Annotated in this window: 23 protein-coding genes; 12 read left to right on the top strand and 11 right to left on the bottom strand. The window is 42.2% G+C overall.

Translation table 11 applies throughout. From position 1 onward, the window contains the following. Nucleotides 1–66 precede the first annotated feature (66 nt). Nucleotides 67–396: a GIY-YIG nuclease family protein gene (locus G5B43_RS01970; RefSeq protein ID WP_165293027.1), complete on the bottom strand. Its 330-nt coding sequence runs from the start codon at nucleotides 394–396 to the stop codon at nucleotides 67–69. Between the two features lie 112 nt (nucleotides 397–508). Here G5B43_RS01970 and G5B43_RS01965 point away from each other — a divergent pair, with 112 nt between their 5' ends. From G5B43_RS01965 to G5B43_RS01945, 5 genes are all read left to right on the top strand, one after another. Continuing rightward, nucleotides 509–1,282: an XRE family transcriptional regulator gene (locus tag G5B43_RS01965; protein ID WP_165293026.1), complete on the top strand. Its 774-nt coding sequence runs from the start codon at nucleotides 509–511 to the stop codon at nucleotides 1,280–1,282. A 121-nt stretch (nucleotides 1,283–1,403) separates the two neighbouring features. Beyond that, on the top strand, nucleotides 1,404–1,868 hold the full coding sequence (gene rimP, locus G5B43_RS01960) for a ribosome assembly cofactor RimP (RefSeq protein WP_165293025.1): 465 nt from the start codon (nucleotides 1,404–1,406) through the stop codon (nucleotides 1,866–1,868). Between the two features lie 3 nt (nucleotides 1,869–1,871). Next, nucleotides 1,872–3,110, top strand: a complete 1,239-nt coding sequence (gene nusA / locus G5B43_RS01955; RefSeq protein WP_165293024.1) for a transcription termination factor NusA — start codon at nucleotides 1,872–1,874, stop codon at nucleotides 3,108–3,110. A 107-nt stretch (nucleotides 3,111–3,217) separates the two neighbouring features. Continuing rightward, nucleotides 3,218–6,271: a translation initiation factor IF-2 gene (gene infB, locus G5B43_RS01950; RefSeq protein WP_165293023.1), complete on the top strand. Its 3,054-nt coding sequence runs from the start codon at nucleotides 3,218–3,220 to the stop codon at nucleotides 6,269–6,271. A gap of 109 nt (nucleotides 6,272–6,380) precedes the next feature. Beyond that, the gene (locus tag G5B43_RS01945; protein WP_165293022.1) at nucleotides 6,381–7,424 is read left to right on the top strand and encodes a ferredoxin--NADP reductase; all 1,044 of its coding nucleotides are present in this window, start codon (nucleotides 6,381–6,383) and stop codon (nucleotides 7,422–7,424) included. A gap of 17 nt (nucleotides 7,425–7,441) precedes the next feature. Here G5B43_RS01945 and G5B43_RS01940 read toward each other — a convergent pair whose 3' ends face one another. The 5 genes from G5B43_RS01940 to G5B43_RS01920 are packed head-to-tail and all read right to left on the bottom strand — an operon-like array spanning nucleotide 7,442 to nucleotide 11,946. Beyond that, nucleotides 7,442–8,629, bottom strand: coding sequence for a class I SAM-dependent methyltransferase (locus tag G5B43_RS01940; protein ID WP_240904689.1), 1,188 nt, complete (start codon nucleotides 8,627–8,629; stop codon nucleotides 7,442–7,444). 30 nt (nucleotides 8,630–8,659) lie between these two features. Then, complete coding sequence (locus G5B43_RS01935; protein ID WP_165293021.1) at nucleotides 8,660–9,922, bottom strand: aspartate kinase; 1,263 nt, start codon at nucleotides 9,920–9,922, stop codon at nucleotides 8,660–8,662. 16 nt (nucleotides 9,923–9,938) lie between these two features. Next, nucleotides 9,939–10,769: a DUF3298 and DUF4163 domain-containing protein gene (locus tag G5B43_RS01930; RefSeq protein WP_165293020.1), complete on the bottom strand. Its 831-nt coding sequence runs from the start codon at nucleotides 10,767–10,769 to the stop codon at nucleotides 9,939–9,941. Next, nucleotides 10,769–11,221 carry a GNAT family N-acetyltransferase gene (locus tag G5B43_RS01925; protein ID WP_165293019.1) on the bottom strand — a complete coding sequence of 151 codons (453 nt, stop codon included), beginning with the start codon at nucleotides 11,219–11,221 and terminating at the stop codon, nucleotides 10,769–10,771. The genes G5B43_RS01930 and G5B43_RS01925 overlap by 1 nt, the downstream gene beginning before the upstream one ends. A 32-nt stretch (nucleotides 11,222–11,253) precedes the next feature. Then, nucleotides 11,254–11,946, bottom strand: a complete 693-nt coding sequence (locus G5B43_RS01920; protein ID WP_165293018.1) for a YggS family pyridoxal phosphate-dependent enzyme — start codon at nucleotides 11,944–11,946, stop codon at nucleotides 11,254–11,256. A gap of 81 nt (nucleotides 11,947–12,027) precedes the next feature. Between G5B43_RS01920 and G5B43_RS01915 the strand changes: the two genes are divergently transcribed. Then, nucleotides 12,028–12,732: a DUF4296 domain-containing protein gene (locus G5B43_RS01915; RefSeq protein WP_165293017.1), complete on the top strand. Its 705-nt coding sequence runs from the start codon at nucleotides 12,028–12,030 to the stop codon at nucleotides 12,730–12,732. A 7-nt stretch (nucleotides 12,733–12,739) separates the two neighbouring features. Next, the gene (locus G5B43_RS01910) at nucleotides 12,740–15,115 is read left to right on the top strand and encodes an endonuclease MutS2 (protein WP_165293016.1); all 2,376 of its coding nucleotides are present in this window, start codon (nucleotides 12,740–12,742) and stop codon (nucleotides 15,113–15,115) included. A gap of 13 nt (nucleotides 15,116–15,128) precedes the next feature. Here the strand turns inward: G5B43_RS01910 and G5B43_RS01905 are convergent, their stop codons facing one another. Beyond that, on the bottom strand, nucleotides 15,129–15,773 hold the full coding sequence (locus tag G5B43_RS01905; RefSeq protein WP_165293015.1) for an MgtC/SapB family protein: 645 nt from the start codon (nucleotides 15,771–15,773) through the stop codon (nucleotides 15,129–15,131). Nucleotides 15,774–15,891: 118 nt separating this feature from the next. Continuing rightward, entirely contained in the window at nucleotides 15,892–16,596 is a 705-nt protein-coding gene (locus tag G5B43_RS01900) for a TIGR00730 family Rossman fold protein (protein WP_165293014.1), read from the bottom strand. A gap of 59 nt (nucleotides 16,597–16,655) precedes the next feature. Here G5B43_RS01900 and recR point away from each other — a divergent pair, with 59 nt between their 5' ends. Next, nucleotides 16,656–17,270 (top strand): recombination mediator RecR, encoded by a 615-nt coding sequence (gene recR / locus G5B43_RS01895; protein WP_165293013.1) that lies wholly within the window; start codon nucleotides 16,656–16,658, stop codon nucleotides 17,268–17,270. A 12-nt stretch (nucleotides 17,271–17,282) separates the two neighbouring features. Here the strand turns inward: recR and G5B43_RS01890 are convergent, their stop codons facing one another. The 3 genes from G5B43_RS01890 to G5B43_RS01880 all read right to left on the bottom strand — a co-directional run bounded on the left by G5B43_RS01890 (nucleotide 17,283) and on the right by G5B43_RS01880 (nucleotide 21,016). Then, the gene (locus tag G5B43_RS01890) at nucleotides 17,283–18,488 is read right to left on the bottom strand and encodes an MDR family MFS transporter (RefSeq protein WP_165293012.1); all 1,206 of its coding nucleotides are present in this window, start codon (nucleotides 18,486–18,488) and stop codon (nucleotides 17,283–17,285) included. Between the two features lie 73 nt (nucleotides 18,489–18,561). Beyond that, nucleotides 18,562–19,812: a PQQ-dependent sugar dehydrogenase gene (locus G5B43_RS01885; RefSeq protein ID WP_165293011.1), complete on the bottom strand. Its 1,251-nt coding sequence runs from the start codon at nucleotides 19,810–19,812 to the stop codon at nucleotides 18,562–18,564. Nucleotides 19,813–20,017: 205 nt separating this feature from the next. Continuing rightward, a complete protein-coding gene (locus tag G5B43_RS01880) occupies nucleotides 20,018–21,016 on the bottom strand; it encodes a beta-ketoacyl-ACP synthase III (protein WP_165293010.1) in 999 nt (332 codons plus the stop codon). 274 nt (nucleotides 21,017–21,290) lie between these two features. Here G5B43_RS01880 and G5B43_RS01875 point away from each other — a divergent pair, with 274 nt between their 5' ends. The 4 genes from G5B43_RS01875 (at nucleotide 21,291) to ureA (ending at nucleotide 24,973) form a co-directional block, all read left to right on the top strand. Beyond that, on the top strand, nucleotides 21,291–21,971 hold the full coding sequence (locus G5B43_RS01875) for a response regulator transcription factor (protein WP_165293009.1): 681 nt from the start codon (nucleotides 21,291–21,293) through the stop codon (nucleotides 21,969–21,971). After that, nucleotides 21,961–23,334 carry a sensor histidine kinase gene (locus tag G5B43_RS01870; protein ID WP_165293008.1) on the top strand — a complete coding sequence of 458 codons (1,374 nt, stop codon included), beginning with the start codon at nucleotides 21,961–21,963 and terminating at the stop codon, nucleotides 23,332–23,334. The genes G5B43_RS01875 and G5B43_RS01870 overlap by 11 nt, the downstream gene beginning before the upstream one ends. An 85-nt stretch (nucleotides 23,335–23,419) precedes the next feature. Further along, nucleotides 23,420–24,622, top strand: coding sequence for a porin (locus G5B43_RS01865; RefSeq protein WP_165293007.1), 1,203 nt, complete (start codon nucleotides 23,420–23,422; stop codon nucleotides 24,620–24,622). Between the two features lie 48 nt (nucleotides 24,623–24,670). Beyond that, entirely contained in the window at nucleotides 24,671–24,973 is a 303-nt protein-coding gene (ureA, locus tag G5B43_RS19315) for an urease subunit gamma (RefSeq protein WP_105716306.1), read from the top strand. Nucleotides 24,974–24,988 lie beyond the last annotated feature (15 nt).

Genomic DNA, 24,988 nt, shown 5'->3' with positions numbered 1-24,988 from the left:
CCAATAATAAGATGTGGAGGTAGATTAGTGTATTTAAGGTAAGGTTGTGAAGGTCGCTGTTTTGTTTTAAGCATAAACAGCGACCTTTTTATTGTCCGGCCTATTTGTGTGTGATGGAGAAGCATGAAGATTAAGCCAATTGGGATTTTTTAGACGAATTAATTTTTCCCGCTGCATCCGCGTGAAGTGGCGTAATGTGCTATGATAGGAAAGTGCCTTTTCTTTTTTTTCAAATACCTCTATATAAACCACGTTTCTTAGTTTAGGCGAGCTGCCAAATAAGGTAGAGGATGTATGATTTATTTCTTGTAATTGAGTAGACATATCGGTGCAATACCCAACTTCCAAATATGCTCGGTTGCTGTCTGTAATAATATATACAATATGTGATTCCATGCGTTAAGTAATGTTTGTGTACTAATAAATTTGGTTGTTTGAATATTAATTACTAATTTTATTGGCACAATAATACTAATTATTTTAGTAAGAAAAAATTTTTGAGAAAAATATGTCAAATATCGCATCAAATCTTAAGTTTTTAAGAAAGAAAAAAGGTTTAACGCAGCAGCAATTTGCTGATGCGTTAGAGATAAAAAGAGCGTCTGTCGGTGCTTATGAAGAGGATCGTGCCGAACCAAAGTATGAGCTGCTAAGAAAAATAGCGCAGTTCTATGATCTTACCATGGACGAGCTGGCGAATGATGTTATAAACGAAAACTGGAGGCCGCAACCTAAAAGTAATGCATCAAACTTGCGTGTACTGAGTATTACCGTGGACGGAAATGAAAGAGAGAATATTGAATTAGTACCCGTAAAAGCTAGTGCAGGTTATTTAAACGGATATGGGGATCCGGAATATGTTGCGGAATTGCCTAAATTTTCGCTTCCGATGTTTAATCAAGGAACTTACCGCGCATTCGAGATTAAAGGTGATTCCATGTTGCCGCTGCCGTCGGGAAGTATTATTATTGGAGAGTACATCGAAAATTGGCATGACATAAAGCCCAGTCAAACATATGTCGTAGTGTCTAAAGAGGACGGTGTGGTATATAAACGTGTAGCGTACAAGTTTAAAGAGGAAAAAGGATTGAAGTTGGTTTCTGATAACAAAACATATGAACCGTATTGGGTTCATGCCGAGGATATCATCGAAGTGTGGAAGGCTAAAGCATTTATCAGCACAGAGCTTCCGGAGCCAAGTCCAGAGCCTACGATGGAAACGTTGACCTCCATGATGGCGCAGATGCAAAAAACAATAAAATCAGTAGTCGATAACAAATAAATCCATTTGTTTATTTAAAATAATGTGCGTATATTTGTACAATCTGAATAAGAGGGGGCATGGTATGCCCCCTTTTTTAATTCACTTATTGAAATGTTTAATTTACCTATCGAAATAGGGTATGCAAATAGAAGAAAGAGTACGCGAACTAATAGAAGAGAAGATTGCTGACCGGGCGGATTTGTTTATTGTGAAAATTAAAATGCACAATAATGGCCTTCTGGAGATATTGATGGACGGCGACGGTGGAATAGCGATTGAGGATTGTGTCCAAATTAGCCGTCATGTGGGCTACCATTTAGAAGAAGAAGACGCGATCGATCGGGCCTATCGTTTAGAAGTTTCTTCACCGGGGATCGATACTCCATTGTTGTTAAATAGGCAATATCAAAAGAATATTGGACGAAGCGTTCGGATAAAGGGCTTAGAGGGCGAGAAAAGAGAAGGCAAACTGATTGCGGTGACCGATAAAAGCATCGTAATAGAAGAAGTAAAAAAAGAAAAGGGGAAAAAAGCTATCGTAGCAGAAGCTGAGATTCCTTTAGATAGCATAACAGAAACAAAGGTGTTAATTTCATTTAAATAAAAAATGAGCAGCAATATCAATTTGATCGACTCTTTCCAAGAGTTCAAGGAATTTAAAAATATCGATCGCCCGACCGTCATTACGGTATTGGAAGAGGTGTTCCGTAGCATGATACGCAAGCGTTTTGGAACAGATGAGAACGTAGATGTGATTGTAAACCCAGATAACGGGGACTTGGAGATTTGGAGAACACGTGTGGTAATGGAAGATGGATTTTCTGAAGATGACGATTTGGAAATCGAGTTGTCGGACGTACACCAATACGATCCAGATTTAGAGGTTGGCGACGAATATATTGAGCAAATCACGTTGGAGAGCTTCGGTAGACGGGCTATTTTGGCAGCACGCCAGACGTTGGTTTCGAAAATATTAGAACTGGAAAAAGACGAAGTCTTTAAGAAATATAAAGATCGTGAAGGGGAACTGGTGATAGGAGAGGTTTACCAGATCTGGAAAAAAGAAATTTTGGTGCTGGATGAGGACGGAAACGAATTGATCCTTCCCAAAACCGAGCAGATCCCGGCCGACTATTTCAAAAAAGGCGATAGCATCCGTGCTGTGGTATTCAAAGTTGATATGATGAATAGTAATCCAAAAATCATCATTTCACGTACCGCTCCTGAATTTTTGCAACGTTTATTTGAATTGGAAGTGCCTGAAATTTTTGATGGGCTCATCACCATTAAGAAGATCGTTCGTGAGCCAGGAGAAAGAGCAAAAGTTGCTGTGGAATCTTACGATGACCGTATAGATCCTGTAGGTGCTTGTGTGGGTATGAAGGGGTCCCGCATACACGGTATTGTTAGGGAACTGCGCAATGAAAATATCGACGTAATAAACTATACATCAAATAATACGTTATATATCACACGCGCTTTAAGTCCAGCACGTATCTCTTCGATTAAAATTGATGATGAAAACAAGACGGCGGCCGTCTACCTTAAACCGGATCAGGTATCTTTGGCTATTGGTCGAGGTGGGCATAACATTAAACTTGCTGGTAAATTGACCGGTTATGAAATTGATGTGTACAGAGAAAATGATGAAGTAGAAGAGGATGTGGACATCGAAGAATTTGCAGATGAAATCGATAGCTGGATTATCGATGAATTGAAACGCGTTGGGCTTGATACAGCGAAATCAGTTCTAGCATTGACAGAAGCAGAACTGGTGAGACGTACCGACTTAGAAGAGGATACAATACAGGAGATTCTCCGTATCCTCGAATCCGAGTTTGAATAAGGGTTTCATCGCATCCGTATACTGAAAAAACAATTGAGCTGAAATTGTTTTTTCAGTGTAAAAAAACATATTTTTGTAGTATTAAAATTATAGAAGGTAAATAATAGATGACAGAAGGAAAAAGCATAAACTTGCTAAAGGCAGCAAAAGAACTTAACATTGGGATAGGTACGGCTGTTGACTTCTTGGTGAAGAAAGGGTTTGATGTCGAATCGAAGCCTAGCACTAAGTTGTCTCCAGACATGTATACTGTCCTTCTAAAAGAATTTCAAGGAGACAAAATCGTAAAAGACGAAGCGAAACAGATTGTTATCGGTAAAATTCGTCGTGACGAGTCAGCTGCTGGAACAGGTGGAGTGAATCCTGCGGAGTCTAGAGAAGATATTCAAGAAGAAGAAGACAATACAGCGTCTAAGGAAGTTCTAATTAAAGATGCCGGCTTGACTCCCGCAGTGGAGCCTATACAGCCTGTAGAGGAAAAACCCGTAGCGAAAGAGAAAGAGGAGAGTTCTAGCCCGTTAAAAGTCGTTGGAAAGATAGATTTAGACAGTCTTAAACGTGGCAAACCTAAGAAAGAATCCGAAAATGAGGAAGTAGTGCAAGAAACTTCTCCTAAGATAGAGGCATCAGAAACCAAGCCTGTTGAACAGGAGGTAGAGAAAGAGGAGGTTAAGCCTGTTGCAGCGGAACAGCCTAAAGCTGAGACACCTAAGCAGGAAATCAAACCTAAGAAAGAAGAGGATAAGGAGGAACTGCAGCTAAAAGAGGAACAAAAACAAGAAACAAAAGCAGAGCCTGCGGCCAACATGAATAAAGAAACTGAAGAAATTAAACCTCCGGTAAAAGAAGAGCGAAAACCTACCGCCTCTGAAGAATCTCATAAAGATGTAATACGTGCACGTTCGGAGACACTAAGTGGACCAAAAGTAGTTGGTAAAATCCAACTACCTGTGGAGCGTAAACCTATCGCATCATCCTCTGGTCCCTCACACAGCAATGACAATAAGCGCAAACGCAAGCGTTCGAATAAGAACACACCTGTCAATCCAAATGCTGCAGAAGGACAAAGAGGTGGAAATGAAGGGAACGCTAACCGTAGCAGCGGCGGAGGCTTCAATAAAGGCACCGGGCAGCATGCGGGCGGTCATCATAAACAAGGTCAAGGAAGCCAACAACACGGACACGGGAAAGGACGCCATGACCACCGCGGAAAAGGACGCCATCAAGAAACACCGAAAGAAGAACCTTCAGAAAAAGAAATCCAAGACCAAATTAAGGCAACGTTGGCTCGTCTAAGTGGTGCTGGTAAATCAGGCAAATTTGCGCAGCGCGCCAAATTGCGGAGGCAAAAACGTGATGATATAGCACTTTCGGCTGAAGAGGCAGCGATGGAAGAAGCTGCGCAGTCTAAAATTCTACGCGTTACGGAATTTGTAACAGCGAACGAATTGGCGAATTTAATGGACGTGCAAGTAACACAAGTCATCTCGACCTGTATGAGCTTGGGGATGTTTGTGTCGATAAATCAACGTTTAGATGCAGAAACTTTATCGATCGTTGCTGAAGAGTTTGGTTATCAAGTAGAGTTTATTAAGCCAGAGGATGAAGAAGTTACAGAACTAGAAGAGCTGGATAACGAGGCGAATTTAATCCCTCGTGCACCGATTGTAACGGTAATGGGACACGTCGACCACGGTAAGACGTCGCTATTGGATTATATCCGTAAGGCAAATGTAACGAAAGGTGAGGCGGGAGGTATTACGCAGCACATCGGGGCGTATGCTGTAAAGCTGGAAGATGGACGTAAAGTTACGTTTTTAGATACTCCAGGACACGAGGCATTTACGGCTATGCGTGCGCGTGGTGCAAAAGTGACCGATATCGTCATCATCGTAATCGCTGCGGATGATGCGGTCATGCCACAAACAAAAGAGGCCATTAATCATGCGCAAGCAGCTGGTGTTCCGATCGTATTTGCCTTTACCAAAGTCGATAAACCTGGTGCTAACGCAGATAGAATACGTGAGCAATTATCTGGTATGAACATCTTAGTGGAGGACTGGGGTGGTAAGTATCAGGCGCAGGAAATATCAGCGAAGACTGGAGAAAACGTTGACTTATTATTAGAGAAAGTTGTTCTAGAGGCGGAATTGCTGGAATTAAAAGCGGACCCTACAAAGCGTGCAGTCGGTTCCGTGATCGAATCAGCCCTAGATAAAGGTAGAGGTATCGTTACGACAGTATTGATACAAGCGGGTACACTACGTATCGGGGACCCAATCCTTGCAGGTTCACATTCAGGTAAGGTGAAAGCGTTGACGAATGAGCGTGGTGAACGTGTGAAGGAAGCAGGGCCATCCGTACCGGTACAGATCTTAGGTATGTCTGGTGCACCGACCGCGGGAGATAAGCTCTATGTAATGGAAAGCGAATCTGAAGCGCGTCAAGTAGCCAATAAACGTTTACAATTGCAACGTGAGCAAGGTATGCGTGCTACTAAACATATTACATTGGATGAGATTGGACGCCGTTTAGCTATCGGTAACTTTAAAGAATTGAATGTTATCGTTAAAGGTGATGTGGATGGTTCGATTGAAGCTTTGTCCGACTCCTTATTGAAACTGTCGACTGACGAAATTCAGGTAAATATCATCCACAAATCAGTGGGAGCTATTTCCGAGTCTGACGTATTATTGGCGTCTGCTTCAGATGCCATCATCATTGGTTTCCAGGTGCGCCCGACACAAGGTGCTAAGAAGTTAGCAGAACACGAACAAATCGATATTCGTTTGTATTCTATTATTTATGATGCAATCGAAGAATTGAAGTCCGCAATGGAAGGTATGTTGGCTCCGAAATTCGAAGAGAAAATTGTGGCCGAAGTCGAAATCCGTGAGACATTCAAAATATCTAAAGTGGGTACCATCGCCGGATGTATGGTTCGAGAAGGTAAAATAAACCGTAACAACGATATTCGTGTTATTCGTGATGGCGTTGTCATCCATACAGGTAAATTGGCTTCATTGAAACGTTTTAAAGACGATGTCAAAGAAGTATCACAAGGATATGAATGTGGATTGAATATCGATCGCTTTAATGATATACAAGTGGGTGATATTGTGGAAGCCTACGAACAGGTAGAAGTTAAACGTAAGCTTTAATCGTATTACGTGCAAATAATATAATCCCGGCAAATTCTGTCGGGATTTTTTTATATCCTATAGAAGCTATCTATTTGTCTAGTTTCAAGAATTAAGCTACTTTTATGGTATGTATAAATTTGAAATTTCCAATATTATATATCAACCTAATGATACCGTTACGGTAATATTTAAAGACCTGTCTGGCAGTTATCCTAAACCCAAGCCAGGACAGTTTTTGACGGTTTCCTTCACCTTTGGGGACAGAGAGGTACGCAGGTCTTACTCTTTTAGCAGCTCACCTGATGTAGACGAACCGCTTGCCATAACGGTAAAAAGGGTAGATAACGGCGAAATTTCCCGTTTATTACATCATCAAACCAGGATAGGCGATATTATTGACGTATTGGAACCGCAAGGATTATTCTATTATGAACCTCAAAAGGATATAGAACGTACGGTATTTCTTTTTGCTGCCGGTGTCGGCATAACGCCACTTTATTCTATTTTGAAAACAGCGTTGGTCAAGGAAAATAAAACTAAGGTAGTTTTGGTGTATAGCAATAGGTCAATAGCGAGTACGGTGTTTTATGAGGAATTGCTGGAATGGCAGAAACAGTATCCTGACCGATTGGAGATCGTATGGATATTTTCCAGTTCGAAAAACCTTTTGCATGCGCGACTAAATAGGGAGTATCTCATCCGCATCGTACAGGAACAGATGCCAGGACATGGTAAAGTATTGTTTTATACTTGTGGTCCCGTTTTCTATATGGATTTAGTGCGTTTTACCTTATTGGGCATGGGGTTTTCCGACAGTAATATAAAGAAGGAAACGTTTCATTTCCCCGAAGAGGAGGAAGACGATGATGAAAAGGACGAGGAGCCTATAGATGTAACGTCTTATGCTATCAAACTTCTTTTTCAGGGAAAGGAATATGATTTAACTATTCCATATAATAAGACTGTATTGGACGTTGGACTGGAACATAAAATCAAACTGCCCTATTCCTGCAAGTCTGGTATGTGTAGTACCTGTATATCACAATGTACTGCGGGCAGCGTGCGCATGGATTATAACGAGGTGTTAACGGATAGGGAAGTGGAAAACGGCCGTTGTTTAATTTGTGTATCACACCCTTTAGAAGAAGGTACCGTGATTGAGGTGATATGAGGGTGGGTAAGGTAGGATTAAACAACTCGCTTACCATAGACGACCATAAGTCTATCATCAAATAGTGTTGTAAAATATAAATAATCCTCTCCGCCATCTTTAATTTTGAACTTCCTTCGGATTTCCTCTACTTTCAACGGAAAGTTTTTTGCGACGATATTCGCTTTTGTAATGGCAATGTTCTTTTTAAACACGGAAAACGGCACAACTTGTTGTATTTGGAAGATGCGTCCGGGAAATTCGGTAACGATGTTTTCACTGGTATACAAATGGCTGTGCTGATGCAGTTTCTGTAGGCCGAAAGTGATAGCAATAGACTTAAAAGCACCGGCTTTTGTAATCGCGACATCGGGATCGTATAAGAAGTTTGTCGGTTCGCCCAATACCGGTGCTGCCTGTTTTTCCTGTATATAGTTAAAAGAGAAAATCTGCGGTTCGTCCGTCGACAGACGCACGGCATGAATACTGGGTGTACCTTGAAAGGATTTTTCCTGGACAAACAGTAATTCCTTGCAGTCGTTTTCAATACTGATGACATAGACATCTTTGAGATGTGGCAGTACATTTAGTGTCCCCGAGATGTCGAGCAAAGGTGCCAGCTTGGTGATGAGTTTATCGGAATGTTCAAAAAATAAGGATTGATAGGCAACGATATTAGGCTCGCAATCTTCCAATCGGAAGACCTTTTGGTTGTTCACCCTTCGCGACGGATCGATGTAAATGTAATCATACCGCTCACGAGATGGAATTAAGAATGCGATACCGTCTCCGGTGTGGAATTGTACGTTGTCTATGCCTAATTCGTAGAAGTTGTGGGCTACGATTTGTGATAACTCCGGATTGATTTCACAATGTACCACCTTATTCGCCTGTCGTGCGAAATAATAACTGTCCACGCCAAATCCCCCAGTCAAGTCCAACATTGTACTGTTTGATGAAAGGAGGGATGCTTTGAATTTTCCGGTTCTTGCAGATGAACATTGCTCCAGATTGAGCTTTTTGGGAAAATATAGTGCTTCGCCCTGTTCCAACCATTCCGGTATTTTGGTGCTTACCTTTTGCCAACCATTTATTTGTTGAGCAAGCTCTGACGAAGATACGCTCGCAAACGGACTCGTTTTCAAAGCGATGCTGCTGGCATTTTCATGTGCATGCCGGCGGATAAAGGCTTGGACCTCCGATGATAAAATGCTGTTGTTCATCATTTATAACTTATCACCCATCATGCACAACTTCTACAATTCCTTGACCAAAAGTTGACAGGTATAGCTGTCTTTAAGCTCCCGGATAATTTTTTTATTTACCAATACCCGGTCAACCGTTTCCTGATTATAATAACGGATCGTAATCAGCTCCAAGCCCTTTTCTACACTTACCTTATAGCGTTTTTCCAGTTCTTCTAATAGTGCGTCCACGTTCGTTCCGGTATTGTCGATACTAACACAGAAACTGATGGCGCTGTTGTGCATCATATTTATTTTGATACGATGGCTATGGAACAGGTTGAATATATGGCTTAGATTATCCTCTACGATAAACGAAAAGTCGCGCGGCTGTATACTCACAAAAGCCTGGTTGACTTTAAAAATAAAAGAGGGTATAGGTAGCCCGTCGTTCGTTGTACGGATGAGTGTTCCCGACTCCTCTGGATGTACGAAAGAACGCACGTTTAAGGTGATTTTTTTATTCTGTAACGGCTTAATCGTTTTGGGGTGGATAACGGTTGCACCGTAGTAAGTGAGCTCAATAGCATCGGTATAGGACAGCTCTGGAATGAGTTCCGTCGGGTTAAACCATTTGGGGTCTGCATTGAGCACACCGGGTACATCTTTCCATATGGTCACATCATCGGCCTGCAGGCAGGCAGCGAATATGGCTGCGGAATAATCGGAGCCTTCGCGGCCCAAAGTTGTCGTGAAGTTTTCAGAGGTGGAACCGATGAAACCTTGGGTGATAATAATTTGCTCGTCGAGTATGGTGGGCATTTCCCTGCGAATTTTATCTTCTGTTTTTTGCCAGTCTACTTCGGCTTCTCGATAGGTGTTATCCGTAAAAATATAGTCTCGAGCGTCTATCCATCTGATGGGTAAACCTGTATGGGCACAGTAGGCAGCCAGGATTTTCGACGATACAATTTCGCCGGTAGAGACAATCTGATCATGCAGATAATCGTACGAATCTTGAGGTTCTTCTTCCAGTATCCATTCGATTTCTACGAAGCAATTGGCAATCTCATCAAATATAGGATGATTGATTGTACCGAAAAGATCGGTCAGAATCTGTTGATGTGCATGCTTTACTTTTTCCAGCAGATCAAAGGCTTGCCCGGTTTGGTCAACAAAATGTTGGGTGACTTCGGTCAAAGCATTCGTGGTTTTGCCAAGTGCGGAGACTACCACGAGCAGTTCGCCCAGCTTGTATTTTGTTATAATATGTGCTACATTTCGTATGCTATCCGCATCTTTTACGGATGCTCCGCCAAATTTAAATACTTGCATTAAAACGTTTTAATTTTTACTTATGATGCTCACTTATCGCTTCCAATAAGCGCTTACCGGTGTCTGTCGTCACGTCTGCCAGCGCATGGTAAGGGATGGTCAGCGTTGTTGGCCCTTCGGCATATGATTTTATTTCATAGGGGTTGTAATGGAACAAAAGTCCTGTCGGGGTCACACCGAAGTTGTCTGCAAGTGTGAAGGTTTCGTTCTCAAAAAAATAAGCACTTCCGTAGGAGCTGGTATCGTTCAATTGTTCCTGTTTCCTGAAATAGCCTTCCACAATTTGCTGTAAAGCAAGTGTATCTTGAAAAAGATCGTTTAATGCAAGCTTTTTTCTATTTTGTATATCGTAGCTGGACCAGACTTCAATTTCTATACCATGGGCGCCTCCGGTATACTCACTGATGGCGTTTTTTAATGTTAGAAAACCGCGTACGTTCAAGGCGACTTCACAATTCTGATTCCTAAACCAAGCATGAAACGCCTGATTCTCGCTTTCTATCTGTTCTTCTGCATATTCATTGAATCCACCTAGGAAGCTTTCTGCCACTTGGCTTGCATTATGCTCACCATCTATAAAAACAACATCTCGAACCAAGGAATCGATTTCGGACGAAAATACGGGAAAACGCGCGGCATAATAGGTCGTATCCAATGTTGCCCCGTCCCCGGAAAAATAGGGACTTATTTCTTTGAAAACTTCGATGTGATAATCCAGGGTGTCGGTTACGGCCGTAAGCCCGTCCGACGACGCGGGTAGATTTTCCTGCGGATTATTTCTACCGATGCAACTGCTGGCCAACAGCGAGGTAGCCAGTCCGATGCTAAATATAATTTTTTTTTTCATCAATCGTTAAAATTTACGGATACGTTGAGCCATTCATCGTCAAACTCAGCCTCGTATTTCTTATAGAAGTTGATGGCCGGCGTGTTCCAATCGAGCACCTGCCACATCACGCCGCTATATTTGTTTTCTTTGGCATAGGCTATCGTCCGGTCGAGCAATTTTTTCCCGACACCGTGTCCTCGTTCCTTTTTGGTTACGATAAGGTCTTCCAGATATAAGCGCCTACCTTTCCATGTCGAATAACGGATATAGAAAAGTGAAAGGCCTATAATATTACTTTGACGCTCCGCGACAAACGCTCCCCAGACGGGTAAAGAACCAAATCCGCTTTCCATAAATTCCTCCATGGAAACCGTCACGGCGTCTGGTGCTTTCTCGTAAATGGCGAGCTCGTGGATTAATGCCATCATCGCCGGACAATCTGTTTGCTTTGCTTTTCTAATCGTTACCATTTATAATAATCTGAAGATACCGATTGGCATTTTTAGTCTTTGTTTTTGTAGTGTTTGATAATACGTTTGCCAAAAATCGTACTGCCCAGCCGAACCATATTCGCGCCTTGCTCTATCGCCAGGCTGTAATCTGACGACATGCCCATCGATAAGGTGTCAAACGTCTCTGCTTTACGGAAAAAGCTTGCTTTGACGCCATCGAACAGCATCTTTAGTTCATAAAACTCTTCTTTGATGACTTTTTCGTTTTCTGTATTGGTAGCTATCCCCATAAGCCCGCGTACACGAATATGCTGTAATCTCGGAAATTCCTCACTACGGAGCATTTCGATAAGTTCCGCATGATCGAATCCAAATTTAGTAGCTTCGTCGGCGATGTACACCTGCAGCAGGCAATCGATAATCCGGTTATGCTTGCCGGCAAGTTTATCAATTTCTTTTAAAACTTTTAACGAATCAACAGACTGTATCATCGATATAAAGGGAGCGATATATTTCACTTTGTTCGTCTGTAGATGACCAACAAGATGCCATTCAATATCTTTAGGTAAAGCTTCATATTTTTCTACCATTTCCTGAACCATGTTTTCGCCAAATATGCGCTGACCTGCGGCGTAAGCTTCCATGATTTCTTCATTAGATTTCGTTTTGGAAACAGCTACAAGGGTGACACCGATGGGTTTGAGGTCGATTTGTAAAGATTCAATATTTGTTGCAATACTCATTTTGGTGTAATTTCAAACGTTCAGAAACTGAAAAAAGTGATTATTATAATGCCTTTTTGTAATTTTGTACAAACTTACGAAATGCAGCGCTTAATACTTATTATATTGTCGTCGTTTTTTTTGATGATTTCCTGTAATAGATCGAAGCCGAAAGGAACCCTTTCGGAGAAGACGATGATAGACTTAATGACAGAGGTACATCTGGTAGATGGCTATCTGAACACGTTGCCTGTGGATAGCACGCGTCAAGTTATTGACGGGCTGTATGGAAAGGTATTTGAAAACTACGGTATTGATTCGGTGAGATTTAGAGAAAATATAGCTTATTATTTAGGTAACCCTATAGCTTCTAAAGAACTTTACGTGGAAATAACGAAAAAGTTAAACGCCTATGAGGACGACTACCGCCGAACGGATTCGTTGAAAAATGCGCGGATTTCGGACAGCATACGGGTGGTGCAACGATATCAGCGTTTAAAAGAGACTGCTCGTAGATTAATTCTGGAGGTACACGCTGATACGATACCGTTGACATATCGCGTTCATCAAAAAGATTTTATGGACGGGGCCGGGCTGTATGCTATTCAGACGTATCAACCAACGATTCAGCCCACCGTATCCAAAGAAGCGGATGAACCGCATGCAGATGTACCACGAAAGTCTCAAGTAGAGTCTAATTCGGTATCTGTCGAACAGAAACCAGCCGCTACATCCCGGCGAGTCCGACCGACTCCAATTCGGGGTCCCGTACCACAGAAAGTAGAAGCGAAGCCGCTTGAAAATTAAGGAATTTATGATTTTCCCAAAAAATGCGATAGATAAATTAGGTTTTATGGAGATTAAAGACCTAATAAAAGATAAATGTTTGAGTGAATCCGGAAAAGAGATGGTGGAGAAAATTCAACCTCAGGTAAAACTTGAACAAATAGATAGGTTTCTTCGTCAAACACAGGAATTTAAGGATTTGCTGATTAATGATGCCCCGCTGCCCGTGGACCATCTTTATCCTATAAAGCCGTTGGCGGAAAAGGTTCGTGTAGAAGGTTCTTTTTTAGCGGAGGAGGAGTTTCACCGTATTTTGTTATCGCTGCGCACGGTGTACGCTGTCATTCGCTATTTCAATGAACGGGAAGGTCAATATGTGCATCTGGAGCTACTGTTTGAACATCTCCCTATCGAAACGAAAATTATTCGGCAGATTGAAGCGGTGATAGACGACCGGGGAAAAATGAAAGACAATGCGTCCCGCTTGTTGCTAGATTTGACGCAACAGATACTTAAAAGCGAACAGGAAGCTCGCAAGCGTATTGATCACGTATTTAAACAAGCGCAAAATAGTGGCTGGACAGCGGATGGGAACTTAACGATCCGGGATGGCCGTTTGTGTATCCCTATACTTGCCGAAAACAAGCGTAAACTAAAGGGCTTTGTACATGATGAATCTGCTACTGGACAAACTGCTTATATAGAGCCTGAAGAGGTTTTCCACCTTAACAATAAAGTAAGGGACTTAGCTTTTGAGCGCAGGCGAGAGGTTATTCGCATATTGACGGAACTTACCACTGAGTTGCGTCCGCATGTTCCGTTATTGCTGGCGTATCACGGCTTATTGAGCAAGCTTGATTTTGTTCGGGCGAAGGCGTTGTTTGCCATCGACATGGAAGCGGAAATGCCGGAATTGTCAAAAGAGGCGGAGATTAACTTGGTTAACGCGCGGCACCCGTTATTACTAATAAATGCCCGTAAGGAAAGTCATCCGCCCGTGGTTCCTTTGAATATCAAGATCGATCAGCAAGACCGTGTAATTCTGGTGTCGGGGCCGAATGCCGGGGGAAAGTCCGTTTGTATGAAAACAGTCGGTTTGCTCCAACTGATGGTGCAGTCGGGGTTGCTCATCCCAGCAGAAGTGACTTCTAAGTTAGGTGTTTTCCGCCAAATATTTGCTGATATTGGCGACGATCAGTCTATCGAAAGCGACCTGAGTACATACAGCGCTCATCTTTCAAAAATGAAATACTTTACGGAGTTCGCGAATGCCCGTACCTTGGTATTGATCGACGAGTTTGGTACAGGTACTGATCCATTATTTGGAGGGCCTATTGCCGAAGCCGTGTTGGAAGTACTGAACAAAAAAGAGGTGCGTGGTGTGATAACCACCCACTATTCTAACCTTAAGGTATTTGCTAGTAATACAGGGGGCCTGGAAAATGCTTCGATGTTATTCGATAATGTTGCAATGCGCCCGCTGTATATATTGCAGGTTGGAAAACCAGGTAGCTCTTATGCTTTTGAAATTGCGCAGAAAATAGGCCTGAACAAAGAAATTTTGGATGCTGCAAAAGATAAAATCGGTGCCCGTCAGAAAAAAGTAGACACCTTATTAGTGGACTTAGAACGTGATAAAAAGGAGATTTATGACACCAAGACTGCCATCGCCATGCGCGAACGTGAATTGGAAAGACTGAAAGGGGAATACGAAAGCTTGCGGGGATATCTGGAAGAAAATAAGAAGCAGATTCTTAGGGACGCGAAGGAGGAGGCTCGCCAGATTCTAAAGAACGCCAACAAATTAATTGAGAATACGGTTGCCGAGATTAAATCGGTACAGGCGGATAAGGAAAAGACGAAGGACATACGGCGTCGTCTGCATGCCGAAGCCGACAAGCACACTGAGAAAAAACCAACAACTAAACAAACGGCAGTTGCGGAGGCTGATGCTTCTATCAAAGTTGGCGACTGGGTGAAGATTTTGGACGCTGATACGGAAGCGCAGGTAATCGAAGTTTCGAAAGGGAGTAATCTGATTTTGGCGCTAGGCGAGTTGCGCACCGTTGTGAAGAAAAATAAGGTCGTGAAATTGCAAGGAAAGGAAAAAGCGAAAGTGATCAAGAAACACAAAACGATTTCCACAGAATCTGCAGCAGAGTTTCAACCGGAGCTCGACGTTAGAGGAATGCGGACGGAAGATGCGTTACGACAGCTGGAGACGGTGTTAGATCGCGCGGTGATGATCGGTTACCCTTCCTTGAAGATTTTACACGGGAAGGGAGATGGCATTCTCCGTAAATTTATTCGAGATTATCTACGGAAATATAGTCACGTCTCGCATTTTGATGACGAGCATGCCGATCGTGGGGGGGATGGTATTACATATGCTTATATCCAGTAATGAGAAGGCTTGCTTAGCCCAGGTTATTAAACGAATACACATAATCTAAGGAGATAATGGCGTCGTTCGCACGACGGATATTGTATTGTCTACCTGTTATTTCGTAAACTACGGTTAGATGTTCGCCATGTTTTTCTACGCCTTTGCGTTGCGGCTTTACTTTGAATTCCTTCATGAAGTTTTCAAATTCACCCAAACGGGATACTTCGATGTTTTGAAAGGTAACGTGGATGGTCCTTATAAAATAAATGTTGGCCAGTAAGTTTTCCATCTTTTGAAACAGAGACAGGACAACCACCATACATGCGGTAAGAATGAGACCGAAGGTGTAGTTCTCAAAACCAATCATCATGCCTACGCCTGCCATAGACCAAATGACGGCGGCTGTTGTCAACCCCTGCACTGTAAACTTACCTTGGTAAATGACGCCAGCACCGAGGAAACCAATTCCCGTTACAATATTGGCGGCTATACGATCGTCCGAAATATTACCCATGCGGGATGTTAATGTAAAAATCGTAGACCCTAGGCAGATCAGGATAATGGTACGGAAACCCGCAGATTTATTTTTAAATTCTCGTTCGAAGCCTACCACCGCGCCACACAAGATGGACACGAGTACACTTTGAATAGGGAGCTCTTCTAGCCACTCAAACATAGGTGTTAAATATTATGTAAACGATGCATTATGACGTATTGGTAGTAGAACGGTTTCGCAGGGAGAAAGTTTAATGAAGGGGCAATAATGCCCCAAAAACAAATTAAACATTCAACCATTAGAAATTTGGTTTCATTAAATACTTGTCATAGAAGCGGAAGATATGATCGGCAGCTTCTTCGGCAGTATCGACAAAGCGATAAAGTTTCAGATCTTCCTCAGAGATGTATGCATTCCCTAGCATGCTGTGCTCAATCCAGTCAAACAGCCCTTTCCAGTACTCGGTGCCAACCAAGACGATGGGAAATTTGGCTATCTTTCCCGTTTGGATTAATGTTATGGCCTCAAACAGCTCGTCCATGGTGCCAAATCCGCCTGGCATAACGATATACCCTTGCGAATATTTGGTAAACATGACCTTCCGAACAAAGAAATAATTGAATTCGAGAAGCTTGTCACGATCTATGTATTTGTTGTGAAACTGTTCAAAGGGTAATTCGATGTTGAGACCTACCGATTTTCCGCCTGCTTCGTGCGCACCTTTGTTGGCGGCTTCCATGATCCCGGGACCGCCACCGGAAATCACACCATATCCCTTGTCGGCAAGCAAGCGTGCTATTTCTACGGTAATTTCATAATACTTGTGGTCGGTCTTGGTTCGTGCAGACCCAAATATAGATACACAAGGGCCTATCTTAGCTAATTTTTCAAAACCATCAACAAACTCTGCCATGATTTTAAAAATTTGCCAAGAGTCTTTTACTTTTATTTCTTGCCAGGTTTTGTTGGCAAATGAACTTCTTATTTTATCTTCTCTAACCATATATATGATTCCACTTGTTGAGATTTCCAAGATAGGGATTTTTTTGTTTATTTTTGTACATGCATTTTTCGTCGCGACTTTTAGAACAAGCAGTAGATGAATTTGGGCGTTTGCCCGGAATTGGAAAAAAAACCGCTCTGCGTCTGGTGTTGCATTTGTTGAAACAATCAAATAGCGATGTGAGCCGCTTCACACACTCCTTAGATCAACTTAAAGAACAGATTCGTTATTGTAAAACCTGTTTCAATATTTCTGATCATGAGATATGTGAAATCTGTACATCAGTAAAACGGGACCATGCAACAATCTGTGTGGTGGAGGATACACGGGATGTGATGGCTATCGAGAATACCAATCAATATCAAGGTGTTTATCATGTACTTGGTGGGCTTATTTCACCGATGGATGGGGTAGGGCCCTCCGATCTCAAGATAGAAGCACTTATGGATCGATTGAAGAACGGTGAGGTCCGGGAAATTATTTTGGCTCTTAGCGCAACAATGGAGGGTGACACCACTATTTTCTACCTATATAGAAAATTGAAAGGCTTTGAGGTACAAATCAGTACGATAGCAAGAGGTATTGCCTTTGGCGGTGAATTGGAATATGTCGATGAAATCACATTGGGGCGATCCATCGCCACGCGTGTACCCTATGAAAGAAATATAGGGTAGGATAACACTACATTATAATTTCTTCAATATCCATGAAAAACCAATACTGGTAAAAATCAACGCGCCAGCGGTACCTAGCCATAGGTTCTGATAGCCGAAATGTTCTGCGATGTATGTACCCAGATAGGGTGAAAAAATATTGGCAGAAGCGAATGCCAACGAATTGAATCCCATATAAGCACCTTGTGTATTTGGTGTGGCACGGGATGCGCTGATGGTGGCTGTAAAGGGCAGCGTAAGCATTTCGCCAACACAAAGGATAAACATCGCGCCATATAACCAGGCGATGCCCAAGGGAAAAGACAGCATGAAATAGGAAGCCCCTGCAATTGCTGTTCCGAAAATCATGACCTGTCGTGGGGTAAAGCGTCGTTCGACACCGTGCACCAACAGCATCTCAAATACGACGATACTGAAGCCATTAAAACCTAGAAGCATCCCGATCTGCACTTCGGAAAGCTGGATAACTTCTTTATAATATAAGGGAACTGTGCTCAGTAATTGGAAGAAGGCCATCGAAAACAAGCAGCAGAAGATGTTGAAAACGATAAAAGGTGGGTCTAAATAGGCATTTCGGTCGTCTTTCGCTACTACTTTTTCTTCTTTTCGTTGCATATGTATAGTCGACCGAGGCTTGCGGTTCCGGAAAAAGATGAGAAAGACAACTGCGGCCGATAAAGCAGCGATAGCATTTCCATAGAAAATCCAGCTATAGGAAATCATCGCTAGGAAACCGCCCAATGCAGGGCCTACAGAAAAGCCGAGGTTGACCGCCATACGATTGAGGGAATAGGCTTTGGTCAGGTTTTCCGGTTTGGCATACCGGGCGACAGCAACCGAGTTGGCGGGACGAAATGTGTCAGCGATAAGGGTCAACAGGAAGATCATGCCTGCTAGGCTCTCAAAGGTCCTGAACTGTGGAAGTATAACAAAAATAGGAACCGTGAGTAATAGACTGGTCGCTTGTACTCGGAAATTGCCCAATCGGTCCGTTAACCAGCCGCCCAGCCAGGAACCACATACGGATCCTAACCCGAAGCAGCCTAACACCATGCCGACTTGCGCTTTGTTGAAGTGTAGTTCAGAAGCCATATACATACTTAGAAACGGAATTACCATGGATCCCGTACGGTTAATCAGCATCACCAGTGCCAATAACCAAGCTTCGGTAGATAAACCCCTATAGGAGTTGATATAGAGTTGTACTAATTTTTTCAAACCGTGAATGACTGTAAAACAAAACGGACACCTCTTGAAGCGTCCGTCTTAAAACCTTTAAAATAAAGACCGACTAGCTTTTTTTGTATATTTTGTAAAGTCTGCCAGCGTCTGTAATAGCAAATATTTCACCATTTTTACCTTGGGCTACATCACGGAAACGTTGTCCTTCTTTCGCCAAGAAGCGTTCTTCTCCCACCACTTTATTATCTTTTAGAACCAGTCTTGCAATATGCGTACTGCTCAGGCCGCCGTTAAACAAATTATTTTTCCATTCTGGAATAGCGTCGTGTGTATAAAACATTAAGCCACTTGGTGACAATACAGGATCCCAATAATAAACAGGCTGTTCCAATCCTTCTTGTTGTTGGATAGGCGGATTTCCTATTTCTTTTCCGCTGTACTCCAGACCGTAGGTAATAATAGGCCATCCGTAGTTCTTTCCTGCTTCGATGTGATTAAGTTCGTCGCCCCCACGAGGGCCGAATTCCGTAGACCATAAATCTCCGGTTTCAGGATGCAGTGCTAATCCCTGAACATTTCTATTTCCGTAGCTATAAATTTCCGGGCGAGCCTCGCTGTTTGAAACAAAAGGGTTACTAGGTGCCGGCTGACCATCTTTTGTGATGCGGAGAATTTTTCCCAAGGCAGATTGGAGATCTTGTGCCTGCGGTCTTGTTTCTAAGTCGGAACGTTCGCCGGTACTTACGAACAGGTTGCCTTCTCTATCAAATATAATACGTCCTCCATAATGAAGTCGTCCATCATAGGTCGGCAAGGCTTGGTAAATGACCTGTACATTTTCGATGGATTTCTCATCGTCCGCTAACCTTCCTTTGGCGACTGCCGTATGGTTCCCACCAGTTACGGGTTCGGAAAATACCCAGTATACCATTCTGTTTGACGCAAAATCAGGATCGAGCGTAAGCCCAAGAAGCCCACCTTGACCACGTGCATCTACTTTCGGGATACCACCAATCGCCTCGCTTACTTCGCCTGTATCGGACACGATGCGCATGTTGCCTTCGTTTTCGGTAATTAACAGGCGACCGTCCGGCAGTACGGCAATTCCCCAAGGAGATTTAAGTTTATCTGTCACAACTTGGCTCTCGTAGGGAGTCTGTGTTTTAACTCCGGGAGCTCGCGTCTGCCCTTCAAAAGCAGGTTGATAGTCTGTATTAGGTTTGTTTTTTTCTACAGGGGGATAAACACTGTCGGTAACAGCGTTTTCATCTGACGTGTGAGAAGCTCCGTTACTATTGCAAGAAGCGACTATTAATGACGCTGTTGATAATAACAAAAAGGCCGGAAATGTACGTTTCATCTGTTAAATATTATTTTTAGTATGTCTTTTCTATTTTAAGAGCTAAATGTATAAAAATGTTTTGATAAGCCATAAAAAAAGGTTTTCAAACGGGGAGAATGAAAACCTTTAGCTAACCAATTATAAACCTAAATTATGATGCTGCAAAGATAAGGTTGTTTTGGTTAAAAAACAAATATTTTGTAATCTTTCTTATGACTAACCACTATATCATCCAGCGCAATAAACTGGCCCCCCAGGAGAACCCTGCGCCGAACGCAGTCAACATCAATAAGTCTCCTTTTTGTATCAATTTAATATTCTCCCAAATACATAAGGGAATGGTCGCTGCAATCGTATTGCCACGATATTCTATATTGGTCAATGTTTTGTCCTCTTGAATATTAATTTCCTTACCCACAGCATCGATAATACGTTTGTTCGCTTGGTGTGGTACCAACCAGTCTACTTGTTCTATATCCAATTGGTTGCGTTTAAGTACATTTCTGCAGGCATTGCTCATCGATTGTACCGCTTGTTTGAATACAACCTTTCCGTCTTGTCGCAAATATCTTCGTTCATCCGTAAAGATTTCGTCATTGGTAGGGTACAAGGAGCCGCCACCTTCAATGTTTAGGAACTCACGCCCGTCGCCATTACTCTGCATAAAGGCATCAATGACACCTTCTTCTGCAGAAGGTTCCAACCAGACAACCCCAGCTCCATCTCCAAAAAGAATATTGGTGGAGCGATCATTAATATTAACAAATGCACTGATATTATCGGCGCCGACAATAAGTACATTTTTATATCGTTCCGTTTCCACTAACGACGCGCCCATATCCAGTGCATATAAAAATCCTGAACAAGCGGCATTCATATCGAAAGCCCATATATTTTTTAAATCCAGTTTCCGGGCAATGATATTTGCAGTGGCGGGCATCAACACGTCGGGTGTTGAGGTTGCGACGATAATGGCATCTACATCAGAAATATCTTTGTCGTAACGTGTACACAAATCCCGGATTGCCATAACCGCCATATCGGAAGTGGCCAGCCCTTGCTCCAGAATACGACGTTCTTTAATTCCAGTACGTTTTACGATCCATTCGTCCGATGTGTCACACACCTGTTCCAGATCGAAGTTGGTTCTTCGTCCTTGGGGAAGATAACCGCCGATAGCGGTAATAGCAGCATATGGTCGGGATGAATAAATATTTTGCATAATTTTAGTTTCTCAAAATAAAAACAGGGCAAAGGTACGTATTTTTGTAATTAGTTTGGGTAAAACTTGTCGAGTAGTATTTGTCGCTTTTCGTAAGCTTAGCGTAAAAAAATAGAAACATAAAAAAAAGAAACCAAAGAGTACACCTCCGTAACGTGTAAAATGTATATTTACCTCTCAAATGATTACATGAAGAGCCATTAAAAAAGGTATATTTTAACATGTTGTGTCAGTATAGTGCTGAATCATTTTAATTATTTAAAGGAGGGGAAGTTTGAAAATACTTCTAATAGAAGATGAACCATCAGTTATATCCTTGATAGAGCGTGCGCTTAAGGGAGAGAATCATTGTATCAGTATTGCCATGGATGGCTTTACCGGTCTCAAAATGGCTGGATTGAATCACTATGATTTGATTATTCTCGATGTAATGCTGCCGGGAATGAATGGATTGGACGTGTGTAAAAATATACGTATGGCCAATGAAGAGGTTCCTATTCTTATTCTCAGTGCATTGAACCAAACAGAAGATATTGTTGAAGCGTTTAATCGTGATGCAGATGACTATCTGACCAAACCTTTTAAGCTGGATGAGTTGCGTGCGAGGGTAAATAGGTTTTCCCGTCGTGCAAACAACAGGAACTCTACACCGAATACTATTTCTATTGATAATCTCGTTATTGATAGAGACAGTAAGACCGTAACCCGTGGTGATTTATCCATCATATTGACTGCGACGGAATATCGGTTATTGGAATATCTGCTTATTAACAAAAATAAAGTACTATCCCGAGTGGATATCCTCGAGAAGGTGTGGAATATGGATTTTAACATGGGCACAAATGTTGTGGATGTGTATGTAAACTATCTGCGAAAAAAAATTGACCATCCATTTGAAAAGAAACTGATCCATACGGTAATCGGCATGGGCTATGTGTTGAGAAATGAAAATTAAGACACGCATCATCTTATTGTTTACGACAATCTCGATATTTTATATCATGTCATTTGCGATCTATGTATCCTATTTCACACGTGATAGCCTGCAGACTAAATTTTACCATCGGTTGGAAGAGAATGCTACCATCGTCGGAAATCATATCGTTCAGAACGACGCGTACAATAATCAGATATATTATGAAGTAAGGCGTAAGTACTTGGCACAGCTGTCAGAGGGAAAAGATTATCTTCTGCGGATTGTAAAGGATAGCACCAACATTAGGGTTAAGCCCAACTTACCCATGCCCGAATCTTTTTATACGGAGGCAATTGTGAACGGCAAAGCCCAGTATCTTCATGGCAAAACGTCGTACGTAGCGGTATTCTTCGTAGATTCGCTGCATAAGGAAGATCTGTTGGTTATTTCTGAGGGAATAGATGAATACGGGCATGGGGAACAACGCACATTAGACAGAACGGTGGTATCGGGAGCACTGATAGCCACTGCATTGATTTTTCTTTTATCCTTCTATTTCGCCAATAAATTGCTGGTACCTATTCAGGCGATAAACAACGATCTTACCCAGATCGACATTTCTCATTTGGATACACGTCTTCAGAATAAGTTCAATAATGAAAACGATGAGATAGGTACATTGATTGCCAATTTTAACTCGATGATGAACCGTTTGGATATTTCGGTGAAATCACAACAGAGTTTTATCGGCAACGCCTCACATTCCTTGCGCACGCCACTTACCATTATAGGGGGAGAAGCAGAGCTGGCATTACAGAGTCTGGCTAAGCAGCATGAGGCTTATTATTCGATAGAAACGATCTCGAAGCAAGCAAATAAAATGGAGCTGATCGTCAATAATCTTTTGTTGCTCTCGCGTTCTGGCTTCGATAGAAAAATAGAGAATAAGCAACTCATACGGATCGATGAATTGTTATACGATGTACAACGCAATGAAAAGGCTGTGAGCCCAGAATCCCGTATCCGCTTGGACTTTTCGAATATTCCCGAGGAAAGCCATCGATTGAACGTATTTGTCAACCCGGATTTGTTCTATATCGCTTTTAGTAATATATTATCTAATGCTTGTAAATATGGTGAAGATAATACGGTGACCGTCTCATTACAATGTCATTTAAAAAACGTTACGGTAAAAATTACCGATGATGGCATCGGTATTCCTCAGCAGGATCAACCTCATATTTTTGACTCTTTTTTCCGGGCGTCGAACGTCGGAAAAATATATGGAAACGGGCTTGGGCTTGTTTTAGCGAAGAATATTTTCGATCTACACGGTGCTAAGCTCATGATCTCTTCGGTTGAAAACCAAGGGACAAGTGTAACCATTGAAATACCGGTTTGATTTTCTAATTTCGTTTTAATATCACATTAATGTGATTCTTATAAATCCGTAATATACTTGTGAAAAGTTATTTTAATTACGGTACATGAAGAGAATTTTTTTGTGTTTTGCTCTGGGTTTTTTGGTAAAAGCCGGTTATTCGAATGGGGGCAATGGGAAATTAGATGTTGGGCGTGGGCGTCCGGCCGCCGTCCAGGATACATCTGAAAATGAGCCTGACCAATCCAAGCTATTTAATTTCGACGTATTGTTCAGGGGGGCGCTTCTTGGTGACAACCTGGGGAAGGATGATGCCGTTACCCGGGCAAAAATGGAGGAGATCCGTATCCATCTTCACGGAAATTACAACGATCATTTATCGTATAAAGTTCGACTTCGTTTAAACCGTCCATTTACTCAAAATTCCTTGGATAATGGTTCTAACGCACTGGATTTCGCGTTGATCGAGTACAAATTCGGTAAGAACAGAAACTGGGATGTGACGATAGGTAAGCAAAGTGCGATGGTAGGATCGTACGAATTTGAAAACAACCCAATTTATGAATTTATATTCACCGATTACGTCGATCGTATATTGAACTTGTTCGTAACGGGAGCAAAGTTCGGCTATCACGTAAACCCAAATCATTCTTTTCACGTGCAGGTGCATAACACCGTGAACAACAGCTTTAATGAACATATCGTGAACAATGGCTTTGAGCTAGGCGATTTGGAGCGGTCGAAAACACCTATGGGTGCTTACTTTACCTGGGTGGGTGCTTTTGCCGATCAAAAAGTACATACAAAATGGTCTTATCACCTGTCGCAGTTTGCGGATAAACATACCAACCAGGCCATTTCGCTAGCGAACAAGTACAAAACGGATAAGCAAATGGTGTACCTGGATCTGCAATACTCCCATATGGGGGTAGACCATGCGCTAATCGCTTCCAACGGTATCAGCGACTTTTATGGTTATACCGGATCCGATAGGGTATTGGCAAAGGATATTGTCTATAAATCGGCAGTGCTACGTTATGACCAATTTCTTACCGATAAATGGGAAATCGCATTGAAAGGTGCCGTTGAGACTGCTGGCAGTACGAAGGATGAAGAACTCGGCAAAAATTTCAGGCAGAACTACACCTACTTCGCCGCGCTCCAACACAAACCTTTCCGAAACCAAGACATGCGTTTCTATCTAGGTTACATCGGCAACAGCATTTCGTTTGCAGATAAGATGAATATGGAGAGCCAGCAGTTAAATAGGTTGGCATTGGGAGCTTATTTTACGATCCCATTGTTATAGAATAGCTTAAAGAAATTATTAAATGAATAAAATAAATCGATAACAATTATGCGTTTAACACCACGTGAAATCGAAAAACTAATGCTTCATACCGCTGGCGAGCTTGCAGCTAAGAGGCTAAAAAGGGGCGTGAAACTCAATTACCCTGAATGTATCGCGTATATCAGTATGGAACTGATGGAGCGTGCGCGTGACGGCAAAACCGTTGCGGAACTGATGGAGTATGGCACCACACTTCTAAAAAGAAAGCAGGTGATGGAGGGCGTTCCAGAAATGATACATGACGTACAGATCGAGGTTACTTTCCCTGACGGCACGAAATTAGTAACCGTACACAATCCTATTCGTTAACCTTAAAAATCAAAG

Origin of the sequence: Sphingobacterium sp. SGR-19 (assembly GCF_011043555.1) — a bacterium.
Classification (GTDB): domain Bacteria; phylum Bacteroidota; class Bacteroidia; order Sphingobacteriales; family Sphingobacteriaceae; genus Sphingobacterium.
Note: the sequence above shows the minus strand (reverse complement) of the source record. Positions and strands in the feature narration are given on the sequence as shown.